This window comes from Cupriavidus sp. GW822-FHT06G04 (assembly GCF_058799075.1).
The window spans coordinates 549,018-561,750 of record NZ_JBXALD010000001.1 but is presented as its reverse complement, the minus strand read 5'-3'; the positions used below and the strand labels follow the sequence as shown (position 1 = coordinate 561,750).

General features: G+C 67.7%; 14 protein-coding genes and 1 riboswitch. Of the genes, 11 read left to right on the top strand and 3 right to left on the bottom strand.

The annotated features are described in order from the left end of the window. Positions 1–140 precede the first annotated feature (140 nt). The 5 genes from AC1RKI_RS02610 (at position 141) to AC1RKI_RS02590 (ending at position 4,198) form a co-directional block, all read left to right on the top strand. Positions 141–1,352, top strand: a complete 1,212-nt coding sequence (locus tag AC1RKI_RS02610) for an FAD-dependent oxidoreductase (protein ID WP_341247760.1) — start codon at positions 141–143, stop codon at positions 1,350–1,352. A gap of 12 nt (positions 1,353–1,364) precedes the next feature. Continuing rightward, positions 1,365–1,562 (top strand): sulfur carrier protein ThiS, encoded by a 198-nt coding sequence (gene thiS / locus AC1RKI_RS02605; RefSeq protein WP_061956240.1) that lies wholly within the window; start codon positions 1,365–1,367, stop codon positions 1,560–1,562. 6 nt (positions 1,563–1,568) lie between these two features. Then, entirely contained in the window at positions 1,569–2,417 is an 849-nt protein-coding gene (locus AC1RKI_RS02600; protein WP_061956238.1) for a thiazole synthase, read from the top strand. Further along, entirely contained in the window at positions 2,414–3,544 is a 1,131-nt protein-coding gene (locus AC1RKI_RS02595) for a thiamine phosphate synthase (protein WP_492793967.1), read from the top strand. The genes AC1RKI_RS02600 and AC1RKI_RS02595 overlap by 4 nt, the downstream gene beginning before the upstream one ends. A 219-nt stretch (positions 3,545–3,763) precedes the next feature. Further along, the gene (locus AC1RKI_RS02590; RefSeq protein WP_061956234.1) at positions 3,764–4,198 is read left to right on the top strand and encodes a PaaI family thioesterase; all 435 of its coding nucleotides are present in this window, start codon (positions 3,764–3,766) and stop codon (positions 4,196–4,198) included. On the opposite strand, the gene AC1RKI_RS02585 is transcribed toward AC1RKI_RS02590, so the two are convergent. Beyond that, positions 4,195–4,668, bottom strand: coding sequence for a PGDYG domain-containing protein (locus tag AC1RKI_RS02585; RefSeq protein WP_492794324.1), 474 nt, complete (start codon positions 4,666–4,668; stop codon positions 4,195–4,197). The two genes, AC1RKI_RS02590 and AC1RKI_RS02585, sit on opposite strands and share 4 nt — an antisense overlap. 5 nt (positions 4,669–4,673) lie before the next feature. After that, complete coding sequence (gene thiD, locus AC1RKI_RS02580) at positions 4,674–5,504, bottom strand: bifunctional hydroxymethylpyrimidine kinase/phosphomethylpyrimidine kinase (RefSeq protein ID WP_061956232.1); 831 nt, start codon at positions 5,502–5,504, stop codon at positions 4,674–4,676. Between the two features lie 96 nt (positions 5,505–5,600). Further along, a riboswitch (S-adenosyl-L-homocysteine riboswitch) is annotated at positions 5,601–5,705 on the top strand. Between the two features lie 108 nt (positions 5,706–5,813). On the opposite strand from thiD, the gene ahcY reads away from it, so the two are divergent. The 5 genes from ahcY (at position 5,814) to AC1RKI_RS02555 (ending at position 9,954) form a co-directional block, all read left to right on the top strand. After that, positions 5,814–7,232: an adenosylhomocysteinase gene (ahcY, locus tag AC1RKI_RS02575; RefSeq protein WP_061956230.1), complete on the top strand. Its 1,419-nt coding sequence runs from the start codon at positions 5,814–5,816 to the stop codon at positions 7,230–7,232. Between the two features lie 263 nt (positions 7,233–7,495). Then, the gene (locus tag AC1RKI_RS02570) at positions 7,496–7,843 is read left to right on the top strand and encodes a phage holin family protein (protein ID WP_061956228.1); all 348 of its coding nucleotides are present in this window, start codon (positions 7,496–7,498) and stop codon (positions 7,841–7,843) included. An 82-nt stretch (positions 7,844–7,925) separates the two neighbouring features. Next, the gene (gene metF, locus AC1RKI_RS02565; protein WP_061956226.1) at positions 7,926–8,756 is read left to right on the top strand and encodes a methylenetetrahydrofolate reductase [NAD(P)H]; all 831 of its coding nucleotides are present in this window, start codon (positions 7,926–7,928) and stop codon (positions 8,754–8,756) included. Between the two features lie 25 nt (positions 8,757–8,781). Continuing rightward, on the top strand, positions 8,782–9,144 hold the full coding sequence (locus AC1RKI_RS02560; RefSeq protein ID WP_492793971.1) for a TfoX/Sxy family protein: 363 nt from the start codon (positions 8,782–8,784) through the stop codon (positions 9,142–9,144). A 51-nt stretch (positions 9,145–9,195) separates the two neighbouring features. Next, the gene (locus AC1RKI_RS02555; protein WP_341247763.1) at positions 9,196–9,954 is read left to right on the top strand and encodes a Mut7-C RNAse domain-containing protein; all 759 of its coding nucleotides are present in this window, start codon (positions 9,196–9,198) and stop codon (positions 9,952–9,954) included. A 98-nt stretch (positions 9,955–10,052) separates the two neighbouring features. Here AC1RKI_RS02555 and AC1RKI_RS02550 read toward each other — a convergent pair whose 3' ends face one another. Continuing rightward, positions 10,053–10,661, bottom strand: coding sequence for a 5-formyltetrahydrofolate cyclo-ligase (locus tag AC1RKI_RS02550; protein WP_061956223.1), 609 nt, complete (start codon positions 10,659–10,661; stop codon positions 10,053–10,055). Between the two features lie 100 nt (positions 10,662–10,761). On the opposite strand from AC1RKI_RS02550, the gene AC1RKI_RS02545 reads away from it, so the two are divergent. After that, positions 10,762–12,729 (top strand): lytic transglycosylase domain-containing protein, encoded by a 1,968-nt coding sequence (locus AC1RKI_RS02545; protein WP_490713953.1) that lies wholly within the window; start codon positions 10,762–10,764, stop codon positions 12,727–12,729. Positions 12,730–12,733: the final 4 nt, after the last annotated feature.

Below are 12,733 nucleotides of genomic sequence, written 5' to 3'. Positions count from 1 at the left end.
GCGCGTGCTTTCGCGCCGGCGCCCGGCAGTGCCGCAGTACCCGAGTCCCGCGCGCGGCGCCCCCACGCGGCGCGGCGGTATTCACCCAACAGGAGGCCGGACGGCGTACCAGCTTTGTCAACGCCGCCGGCATACAAGCCATGACAGCAGTACAGTCCTTCGATGTCGCCATCCTCGGCGCCGGTCTCGCCGGGCGGTTATCCGCCTGGCAACTGGTGCGCGCCGGCGCCCGCGTGGCGCTGATCGAGCGGGGCGGCCCCGACGGCAGCGGCTCGGCCGCGCATGTGGCCGCGGCCATGCTCGCGCCGCTGGCCGAATCCGCCATTGCCGAACGCCGCATCGTCGACCTCGGCATCGCCAGCGTCGATCTGTGGCGCAGCTGGCTGCAGGAATTGCCCGAGCGCGTGTTCTTCCAGGAAGACGGCACGCTGGTGGTATGGCATGCGCGCGACCGCGCCGAAGTCTCGCTGTTCACCAGCCGCATGCGCGCCGTGGCGCCCCCCGAGCTGGTGCAGGATCGCCTGCGCGCGCTGGACGGCAACGGCGTGGGCCAGGTTGAACCGGCGCTGGCCGGACGCTTCCCGCAGGGCCTGCTGCTGCAGGGCGAAGGCCAGCTCGACAACCGCGGCGCGATGCGCGCGCTGCTGGCCTGCGCCATCGAGCACGGCATGCATTGCGTCTGGGAGGCCGGCGAGATCGATGCCGATGCGCTGCCGGGCATGGGCATCCACGCGGGCGTGGTGCTCGACTGCCGCGGCCTGGGCGCGCGCGAGGCGTGGACCGATGCTACCGACGCGCAGCGCGCGGCCCTGCCGGGGTTGCGCGGGTTGCGCGGCGAGGTGGTGCGCGTGCATGCGCCCGACGTCAAGCTGCAGCGGCCGGTGCGCCTGCTGCATCCGCGCTATCCGATCTATATCGCGCCCAAGCCGAACGATCTCTACGTGATCGGCGCCACCGAAATCGAAAGCGAAGACGATTCGCCGATGAGCGTGCGATCCGCGCTGGAACTGCTCTCGGCGGCGCATTCGCTGCATCCCGCGTTCGGCGAGGCGCGCGTGCTCGAACTCAACGTGCAGCGCCGCCCGACGCGCCCGGATCACCTGCCCGCGATTCGCGTCGACCAGCCGTCGCGCGTGGTGCGCGTGAACGGGCTGTACCGCCACGGCTGGCTGATTGCGCCGGCGGTGACCGAGGCCGCGTGCCAGGTGGTGCGCGCGCTGCTCGATGGCGATCCGGCCGCGCACGCGGTGCCGTCGTCGCTGCGCTGGCCCGGCATGATCGCTCCCGTGCACGAACCGGCGTCGCTCGCGCGCGGCGGCTTTCCGGACGCCGGCGGCGGTCTGCTCCATTAATCCGACAACACCATGGAAATCCTGCTCAATGGCAAACCGCTGCAGTTACCCGACGCCGCCACGCTGGCGGACGCGGTAAGCGCGGCTGCCATCGCGCCGCCGTTTGCCGCCGCGGTGAACGGCCAGTTCGTGCCGCGCACCGCGCATGCGGCCACCTCGCTCCACGCGGGCGACCAGATCGATCTCGTGCAACCGGTGACGGGAGGCTAAATCATCATGACATTCGAACCTGCTGAATCGTTGCGCGATCCGTTCGTGCTGTATGGCGAATCGTTCGATTCGCGCCTGTTGCTGGGCACCGCCCGCTATCCGTCGCCGGCCACGCTGCAGGCCGCCGTCGAGGCGTCGCGCCCGGCCATGATCACCGTGGCGCTGCGCCGCCAGAGCGCGGTGGGCAGCGGCGACGGCCAGACGCTGGGCGGCGACACCTTCTGGCAGATGCTGCGCACGCTGGGCGTGCCGGTGCTGCCCAATACCGCCGGCTGCTTCACTGCCAACGAGGTCGTCAATACGGCGATGATGGCGCGCGAAGTGTTCGAGACCGACTGGATCAAGCTCGAACTGATCGGCGACGACTACACGCTGCAGCCCGATACGCTGAACATGCCGGCCGTGGCCGAAACGCTGATCAAGGAAGGCTTCAAGGTGTTGCCGTACTGCACCGAGGACCTGGTGCTGTGCCGCCGCCTGCTGGATGTGGGCTGCCAGGCGCTGATGCCGTGGGCCGCGCCGATCGGCACCGGGCGCGGCGCGGTCAATCCGCACGCGATGCGCACGCTGCGCGACCGCCTGCCCGATACGCCGCTGATCGTCGACGCGGGGCTGGGATTGCCGTCGCATGCGGCGCAGGTGCTGGAGTGGGGCTACGACGGCGTGCTGCTGAACACCGCCGTCGCGCAGGCAGCATATCCGGTGAACATGGCACGCGCGTTCGCCCAGGCCGTGCAGGCCGGCCGCACCGCCTATCTGGCCGGGCCGATGCCCGAGCGCGAAGTCGCGCAGGCCAGCACGCCCGTGGTCGGCATGCCGTTCTGGCACGCCGAAGGCGCGGAGGATCGCGCATGACGCGCCCGGGTGTTGCCGCGGCCATCGACGCCGCCCTGTTCGAAGACCTGATGGAGCGCTTTGCCGCGAGGTTCGGGCGCGATGACACGCCGTGGCGCGCGTGGCCACTGGCCAATGCGCCGGCCACGCTGGGCGGCCACGACGTGGTGCTGTCCGATGGCGAGGCCGAGACCAATGCGATCGATCGCGTTGCGGCGGCCAATGCGGTGCTGATCGAAACCGAGCGCGAAGGCGGCCGCTGGATCGACACGGTGCGTTCGCCGATGGGCACCTGGGTGCTCGACGTGCCGGCCGACGACGAGACCGCGCATTCGCCGGCCTTCGTGGCCGTGCTGTGCGCGGCGCTGTCGCTGCATTTTCCCGCGCACGACGCGCTGTGCATCGCGCGCGCGTGGCAGCCGGGCAGTGCGGCGTGGCCGACCGATTTCGCGCGCTTCCCGAAGGTGCGCCATGCCGCGCTGGTGCCGCCGGGACAATCCGCGCCCGCTTTCGCGCCGTGTCCGCCCGATCTGGGCCTCTACGCGGTGATGCCAAGCGCGGCCTGGATCGAAAAGCTGGTGCCGTTGAAGGTGCCGACAGTGCAGTTGCGCTTCAAGTCCGACGATCCCGCCGCGGTGAAGGCCGAAGTGGTACGCGCCGCCAATGCGGCGAAGGGCCAGTCGTCGCGGCTGTTTATCAACGACCACTGGCGCGTGGCGATCGACCACCATGCGGCGTGCGGCGGCGACAGCGGCATCTATGGCATCCATCTGGGTCAGGAAGACCTGGACGAGGCCGATCTCGATGCGATCCGGGCGTCGGGCCTGCGTCTGGGCGTGTCCACGCACGGTTACGCGGAGATGCTGCGCGTGGCGGCCATCGGCCCCAGCTACCTGGCGCTCGGCGCCATTTTCCCGACCACCACCAAGGTCATGCCGACGCAGCCGCAGGGCATGGGGCGCTTCCAGTCGTATGTGGCGCTGATGCAGCCGGTGATTCCGTCGCTGGTCGGCATTGGCGGCGTCAACGCCGGCAATATGCGCGAAGTGCTGGCCGTGGGCGTGGGCAGCGCGGCGGTGGTGCGCGCGATCACCGAGGCCGACGACGTGCCCGCCGCAGTGGCGGACCTGACCCGCATGTTCGCCTGAGGCCGCCCGGCCTGCCCCCGGCGCGCCCTGAGCGGACGCCAAGGGGGCAGGGCGGCGACGAATTCCCCGTCCGGCGCCGGCGTATCCCGAAATCCGACAGATTGGGCGCTAACCGGCCACTCCATCTGGCAGCGCCCCACCAATCCGCATATCCTCTCTCGTCCAGTCACCAGAGCAATGAGGTTCCGACCTACGGAACCCGGCAGAGAGGAAACAGCTGTGCACGACATCAAGCCCGCCGCTCCCGGCACGCCCGACAAGCCCTATTTCGGTATCGACATCCCGCTGATGCGCCTGCTGGGCCTGCAGCCGGAACACATGGAAGACGGACTGTGCCGCACCCGGCTGCCCGCCAACCCGAACGTTGTGAACAGCCGTGGCGACGTGCACGGCGGCACGCTGATGGCGGTGCTCGATTTCACGCTGAGCGGCGCGGCGCGCTCGCATGCGCCGCTGGAAGTCGGCGTGATCACGATCGACATGTCCACGCATTTCCTGGCCGCCGCGCGCGGTGAACTGACGTTCGAGGCGCGCATCATGCGCCGCGGCGGCAAGATCGCCTTTGTCGAGGGCGAGGCCCGCGACGCCGCGGGCACGGTGGTTTGCTCGGCCCGCGCCGCGTTCAAGCTGGTGCAGCTGGTGGGCGGCAACTAGGCCTTCGGATCTTCCGGTTCCGCGCGTTCCGACGGTTGCGACGGCGCGGGCCGGTACACGGCAAGAAATCTTGCGCGCTCGGTGATGCCATGGTCGCCGGGCGCGTATTGCATCAGCCAGTCGCCGGGTTTGCCGTTGAGCACGTCGCCGCCAGCCGATCGCTCGATGGCAAAGGCGCGCGACATCTCCTTGACCAGCACGGGCGTCGGCCGATTGCGATAGGCGCCGTCCTCGCCATGGGCGTGCGATGCGGCCGGCCGGTAGCGCGCATCGAAGCGCGCGCGCGACACCACCCAGCGGTCGCCGGTGGCGCCGGTAACAATGGCGTCGCCGCGTCCATAGCGGTTAGGCCCCTCGCGGCTGATCAGCTCGCCCGCTCCGGCGGCAAACGTCACCTGCACGGTTTCGTCCTTCACGTACCAGCGCGCGTCGGGGTCCTGGCGCAGGTCGATGTCGGTCAGCATTTCCATCGTGGTCATCCCAGCGCGCGCGGCGCGAAGCTGTGGTTCAGCGGGCCGTTGCCGGCGCCCAGGCGCAGTTGCGCGCCGGCGGCGATAGCCTGGGCGACGTAATCGAGCGCGGTGCTGACGGCGTCGGGCAGCGCTTCGCCGCGCGCCAGCTGCGCGGCGATGGCCGCGGCCAGCGTGCAGCCGGTGCCGTGCAGGTTCGGCGTGTCGATGCGCCGATGTGTGTACACGCGCACGGTGCCGTCGGCCAGCATCAGCAGGTCGTCCAGTCCTGCCGCGCCCGGGCCGTCGTCCTCCAGGTGCCCGCCCTTGAGCAGCACCGCCTGGCAGCCCATGGCCAGCAAGTCGGCCGCAGCGGCCTCCATCTCGGCGCGGCGCGCGATGCGCCGGCCCAGCAAATACGACGCCTCGGGCAGATTCGGCGTGACCAGCGTGGCGCGCGCAAACAGCAGCCTGACCATCGCCTGGCTGGTTGCATCGTCGGACAGCGTGGCGCCCGAAGTGGAAATCATGACGGGATCCACCACGAGCCGGCGGATGCCATGTCGATCGACCGCATCGGCCACCGCTTCGACGATCGCGGCCGTGCCCAGCATGCCGGTCTTGGCGGCGTCGACGCCGATGTCGCTGGCCACCGCATCGATCTGCGCCGCGACCATGTCGGCGGGAATCGCGTGCACGCCGGTCACGCCAAGCGTGTTCTGCGCCGTGATGGCGGTGATCGCGCTCATGCCGAAGCAGCCCAGCGCGGCGAAAGTCTTCAGATCCGCCTGGATGCCTGCGCCGCCGCCGGAATCGGAACCGGCGATGGTCAGGGTGCGGGGTGGCGTGGGGAGCATGTGCAAGGCGCGGGGTGAGGGGAGGGTGGCGAACAAAAGCAGGAAAAAAACTAGGGGTTCACGCCGCAGGGCGCAAACAGGACGCTACAATACCGCCACTCCGAGGAGCGTTGCAACGGATGGACTTCGCGGCACAGGCGGTCACGCCCTGTCCCAGCGCCATTCGCCAGGCTCGGAATGTCTCAACGGCGCTCGCTGTTCCGTGGTTTGCACGGGACGCGAGTCGACCTGTCTGCCCGCCGCGATCATCATCGCGGCGCGTCCGCATCTTCTCCCGTTCCATGCGCCACTCTTACATCGGAGTGAAACATGAACGCTGTGACCGACCTGAAGCAAGATTACCTCGTGGCCGATATCGGCCTGGCCGGCTGGGGCCGCAAGGAAATCGCCATCGCCGAGACCGAAATGCCGGGCCTGATGGCAATCCGTGACGAATTCGCCGCCGCGCAGCCGCTCAAGGGCGCGCGCATTGCCGGCTCGCTGCACATGACGATCCAGACCGCCGTGCTGATCGAGACGCTCAAGGCGCTGGGCGCCGACGTGCGCTGGGCATCGTGCAACATCTACTCGACGCAGGACCATGCTGCTGCCGCCATCGCCGCATCGGGCACGCCGGTCTTCGCGTTCAAGGGCGAGACGCTCAAGGAATACTGGGACTTCACGCACCGCATCTTCGACTGGGCCGACGGCGGCACGCCAAACATGATCCTGGACGACGGCGGTGATGCCACGCTGCTGCTGCACCTGGGCGCGCGCGCCGAAAAGGATGCGTCGCTGATCGCCAAGCCGACCAGCGAGGAAGAAACCTACCTGTTCGCCGCCATCAAGGAAAAGCTGGCGAAGGATCCGGGCTGGTACAGCCGCAACCTCGCAGCCATCCGCGGCGTGACCGAGGAAACCACCACCGGCGTGCACCGCCTGTACCAGATGGCGCAAAAGGGCGAACTCAAGTTCCCGGCCATCAACGTCAACGACTCGGTCACCAAGAGCAAGTTCGACAACCTGTACGGCTGCCGTGAATCGCTGGTGGACGGCATCAAGCGCGCCACCGACGTGATGATCGCCGGCAAGGTCGCCGTGGTGGCGGGTTATGGCGACGTGGGCAAGGGCAGCGCACAGGCGCTGCGCGCGCTGTCGGCCCAGGTCTGGGTCACGGAAATCGACCCGATCTGCGCGCTGCAGGCCGCCATGGAAGGCTACCGCGTCGTCACGATGGACTACGCTGCCGAACACGGCGACATCTTCGTCACCTGCACCGGCAACTACCACGTGATCACGCATGACCACATGGTCAAGATGAAGGACCAGGCCATCGTCTGCAACATCGGCCACTTCGACAACGAGATCGACATCGCGTCGATCGAAAAGTACGAATGGGACGAAATCAAGCCGCAGGTCGACCACGTCGTGTTCCCGGACGGCAAGAAGCTGATCATCCTGGCCAAGGGCCGCCTGGTGAACCTGGGCTGCGCCACGGGCCACCCGTCGTACGTGATGAGCAGCTCGTTTGCCAACCAGACGATCGCACAGATCGAACTGTGGGCCGAGCGTGACAGCGGCAAGTACCCGGTGGGCGTGTACGTGCTGCCCAAGCACCTGGACGAAAAGGTCGCTCGCCTGCAGCTGAAGAAGCTCAACGCGCAACTGACCGAGCTGACCGACCAGCAGGCGGCCTACATCGGCGTGCAGAAGCAAGGCCCGTACAAGGCCGACCACTACCGCTATTGATTGGCGGTGCCCCTCCCGCCACGCGGCGGACGAGGGGCGTGGAACGCGCACCGGCGTCTCGGCGCTGGCGGCCGCTCGATCCGGCGTCGCGGGCGGCCAAACCTGCGGCGCGATCAAGCGGCCGCCGCGCCCGATGAACCGGCGCCGCGGTGCGCGGTCCTTCTCTACTGGCCGACGGGCGCGACGCTCGCCGGCCGACGCGATCGATCGACGTCGATCGCCTTCGCAAGCGATTGCATCGCCCTGAAAACAAAGGAGTCGCAATGAGACTGTTGGCCGTCTGGATCATCAATGCCGCTGCACTGTTTCTGGTAGGCAGCCTGATCAGCGGAATCCATCTCGGAGGCTTCGGCGCCGCGATGATCGCCGCGCTGGTGCTGGGTCTGGTCAACACGCTGATCCGGCCGATCCTGGTCATCCTGACTCTGCCGGTCACGCTGGTGACGCTGGGTCTGTTCATCTTCGTCATCAACGCGCTGCTGTTCCTGTTCGTCGGCAACCTGCTGCAGGGATTCGTCGTGAACGGGTTTGGCGCCGCGCTGCTGGGCTCGATCCTGTACAGCGTGATCTCGTGGATCCTCTCCAGCGTGCTGCTGGGCGAGCGCAACTGACCGGCTGTCCGGGCGCCCCGCGCGGCGCCGATGGCCTGCTTCAACGATTCTTATCGGGCGCCGCGAATGCGGCGTGCCAACCATGACTGATCGCTACTACAGCTTCGAATTCTTCCCGCCCAAGACGGCGGAAGGCGCGGAGAAACTGCGCAACACGCGCGCGCAACTGGCGCCGCTGCAGCCCAAGTACATCTCCGTGACGTTTGGCGCGGGCGGCACCACGCAGCAAGGCACGCTCGACGCCGTGCTGGAAATCCAGCGCGAAGGCATCGAAGCCGCGCCGCATCTGTCGTGCGTGGGATCGTCGCGCGAGAGCATCCGCAATATCCTGCAGACGTATCGCGACGGCGGCATCCGCCATATCGTCGCGCTGCGCGGCGACATGCCGTCCGGCATGGGTGAGATCGGCGAGTTCCGCTACGCCAACGAACTGGTCGAATTCATCCGTGCGGAAACCGGCGACTGGTTCAACATCGAAGTCGCCGCCTATCCCGAATACCATCCGCAGGCACGCTCGCCCAAGCACGATCTGGACAATTTCGTGCGCAAGGTGAAGGCCGGCGCCAACTCGGCGATCACGCAGTATTTCTACAACGCCGACGCGTACTTCCGCTTCGTCGACGACGTGCGCAAGATGGGCGTGGACGTGCCGATCGTGCCGGGCATCATGCCGATCACCAACTACTCGCAGCTGATGCGCTTTTCCGAGATGTGCGGCGCCGAAGTGCCGCGCTGGGTGGCCAAGCGGCTCGAATCGTTCGGCGACGACAAGGAAGCGATCCGCGCCTTCGGCCTCGATGTGGTGACCGCTTTGTGCGAGCGCCTGCTGGCCGCCGGCGTGCCAGGCCTGCACTTCTACACGCTCAATACCGCCGCAGCCACCAAGGCGATCTGGCAGCGGCTGAAGCTGTAACGCCGCCCACCGCCGCCGATCTGCGATGCCCGCTGCGCGCCGCCCAGACCCGTTCGTCGAGCACCTGCTCGAACTGATGGCGCCGCTGGCGTCCGGCATCGGCCCGATCACGGCCAAACGCATATTTGGCGGGCACGGCCTGTTTTACGATGGCCTGATGTTCGCGCTGGTCAGCGGCGGCCAGTGCTACCTGAAAGCCGACGACGTGACGCTGCCGCGCTTTGCCGCCGAAGGCAGCGAGCCGTTTCGCTACCACTCGGCGCGGCGCGAGGTGACGTTGCGTCACTATCTGAGCCTCCCGCCCGCGTGCCTGGAATCGCCGGCCGCGATGACGCCCTGGGCGCGCATGGCGGTGGAGGCCGCATTGCGGATCGGCAACGCCCGATAGCGGCGTGTCGTGGCGTGTTGCGCCGCGCGCGATGGTGTCATACTCGACGCCATGGTCCACGCCACTTTCCGTTTCTACGAGGAACTGAACGATTTCCTGGCGCCATCGCAACGGCGCCGCGACCTGTCGCGCGCCTGCGCGCGGGCGGCCACGGTCAAGCACATGATCGAGGCGCTGGGCGTGCCGCATACCGAGGTGGAACTGATTCTCGTGAATGGCGAATCGGCGCCGTTCGACCACATCATTGAGGACGGCGACCGCGTGGCCGTCTATCCGCAGTTCGAATCGCTCGATGTCACGCCGCTGCTGCGCGTGCGCGAGCGCCCGCTGCGCGAGATCCGCTTTATTGCCGATGCGCACTTGGGCGGTCTTGCGCACCTCTTGCGCATGACCGGATTCGACACGCTCTACGACAACCATTTCGAGGACAGCGAGATTGCGCGCATCGCCGCCGCCGAGCGGCGCATCGTGCTGACGCGCGACCGCGAACTGCTCAAGCGCCGCGAAATCACGCACGGCTGCTATGTGCGCGCCATCAAGTCGCCGCTGCAGGCGCGCGAGGTGTTTGCGCGGCTCGATCTGGCGCGCAGTGCGCGGCCGTTTGCGCTATGCCTGGACTGCAACGTGCCGCTGCAACGCATCGACAAGCCGCAGGCGCAGGGCCGCGTGCCCGATGGCGTGTTCGAGCGGCACGAGCGCTTTGTCAGTTGCCCGAAGTGCCGGCGCGTGTTCTGGGAAGGATCGCACTGGAAGCGCATGCGCGAGCTGATCGACGCACTCGTGCCTGCGCCAGCGCCTGCTGCAAGTTAAGGGCGCGATGTGGGGGCGTGGCGTCATGTGGTCGCGGCGCGTGTCCGAGCGCGTCTGTGGCCAGCGCGCGGCATCGCCTGGCGTGCTGGCGCGAACGCTCAGACCGCGCCGCTTTCGGTGACCAGCCAGTCCATCGGCAAGTCGTGCGCGGCCGGCCGCAACGCGATGCGGCACGCATCGAAGGCGATGCCGATCGCCAGCGGCTGCGCGCCGCGCTCGGCCATGGCGGCCAGCGTGCGATCGTAGAAGCCGCCGCCGTAGCCCAGCCGGAACTTCTCGGCGCTGAAACCGACACAGGGAATGAGCAGCGCGTCGGGCGTGGCGGCCGCAGTGCCATCGGGCACGGGAATGCCGTAGTGTCCGGCGCGCATCGTCGTGTCAGGCGTCCACACATGGAAGTCCAGCGGCGCGCCGGGACGGCTGACCACCGGCAGGGCGGCCACGCGGCCCGCCATGGCCGCCAGCCATCGGGCCACCGTGGCGCGTGCATCGAATTCCTGCTGGATCGGCCAGTAGAAGCCCACCGTCTGCGCACCCACGCGCTCCAGCAGTGTGCCAAGCGCGGCATCGATGCGTGCATCGGCGGCGGCGCGGTGCGGCAGGTTGGCGCGCAGCGTTAGCAGTTGACGGCGCAACAGGCGGCGATCCTCGACGTCGGCGAATTGGCCGGCGTCAGGGCCGTTGTCCGGTGATTGAGGTGACGACATGGCGTGCAATAATGGCCGCGAACAATCAATGTCTGAGACAGGCAAATCTTCCGTGCCGCATGGGTTCATGGGCACCAGACCACACAAGGGATAGCAAATAATGCCGAAGGGAGTATATCTGCGCCGCGCCGGACGCATCGCAGGGTTGGCGTTTGCGGGCGCGCTGCTGGCCAGCCCCGCCTATGCGCAGAAAAAGCCGGCGCCGCAGTCGCGCCCGGTGCCGCAACAGCCGGCCGCGCTGACCATTCCGTCGAATCCGGACGACGCCTTCGTGGCGCTGCGCGAAGCCGCGCGCAAGAACGACGTCGACCGCGCCGCGGCGATCTCGGCCACGCTGGTCGATTACCCGATTCCATCGTACGTCGAATACTTCCGCATCAAACCGCAGATGTTCGACAGCAGCGGTCTCGCGCGCATCGACGCGCCCGATGCCGAAGTCGCCGCATTCCTGCAGCGCTACCAGGGCGACGCGATTGCCGACCGCATGCGCAACGACTGGTTGCTGGTGCTGGGCAAGAAGCGCGACTGGGCCAATTTCGATGTCCAGTATCCACAGTTCGTGCTCAAGGACGACACGCAGGTGGAGTGCTACGCGCTGTTGTCGCGCGCGCTGAAAGGCCAGAACGTAGCCGCCGAGGCGCGCGCCGTGCTGGTCGATCCGCGCTACTACGGCGAAGGCTGCGTCGATTTGATCGGCTACCTCGCGCAAAGCCAGCAGATCCAGCGTAGCGACGTGGCCTTCCAGGCACGTCAGGCGCTGGAGCAAAACTACACGACGCTGGCCGGCAAGATCGCCGCGACCGTCCCCGACGCGCGCGTCGACAGCGATTCGCTGGCCACCGTGGTGAAGATGGCGCGCAGCGATCCCGCGCAGGCCGCCGCCTATCTGAACACCATCGTCGGCACGATTTCGCGCGACGAACAGGGCGCGGCGTGGGGCGTGATCGGCCAGTTCGCCGCCAAGAAGCTGATGCCGGAAGCGGCCGGCTACTATCGTCGCCAGCTCGACATGGGCGGCAACCAGTGGCTGTCGGACGAATCGCAGGAGTGGCGCGTGCGCGCCGCGCTGCGCCAGGGCGACTGGAAACAGGTGCGCCAGTCGATCGACCTGATGCGCCCCGAACTGCGCGCCAAGGATCCGGCGTGGACATATTGGTACGCGCGCGCGCTCAAGGCCGACGGCCGCAACGCCGACGCGCAGGCGCAATTCCAGTCGATCGCCGGCCAGTTCAACTTCTACGGCCAACTGGCCAGCGAGGAACTGGGCAATCGCATCACGCTGCCGCAACGTACCATCGTGAGCGACGCCGAAGCGACGGCGATGCGCACGCGGCCAGGCTTCGTGCGCGCGCAGAAGTTCTACGACCTGAATCTGCGCTTCGAAGGCAATCGCGAATGGAACTGGGAATTGCGCGGCATGAGCGATCGCGAGCTGCTGGCGGCCGCCGAATATGCGCGCAAGATCGAGCTGCTGGACCGCACCGTCAACACCGCCGATCGCACCAGGACCGAGCACGATTTCGCGCAGCGTTTTCCGATGCCGTATCGCGACATCATGCAGCGCGCCACCGACGACGTCGGCCTGGATATGGCCTGGGCGTACGGGCTGATCCGTCAGGAATCGCGGTTCATCATGAATGCGCGGTCTTCGGCGGGCGCCCATGGCTTGATGCAGGTGATGCCGGCCACGGCGAAGTTCGTCGCGCGGAAAATCGGCATGACCGATTTCTCGCCGTCGATGATGGGCGATCCCAACATCAACATCCTGCTTGGCACGAATTACATGAGCATGGTGCTGACGGACCTCGATAGTTCATGGACGCTGGCGTCGGCCGGGTACAACGCCGGCCCGGGACGCCCCAAGGCGTGGCGTTCGAGCCTGTCGCGGCCCGTGGAAGGCGCGATCTTTGCAGAGACCATCCCGTTCACGGAAACGCGAACCTATGTGAAGAATGTGCTTTCCAATGCCACGTACTATGCTGCATTGATGAGTGGCCGCCCGCAGTCGCTGAAAGACCGGCTGGGAGTGGTCGCGCCGTCGGCCGTCACGACGACCAGCCTGCCCTGATCCG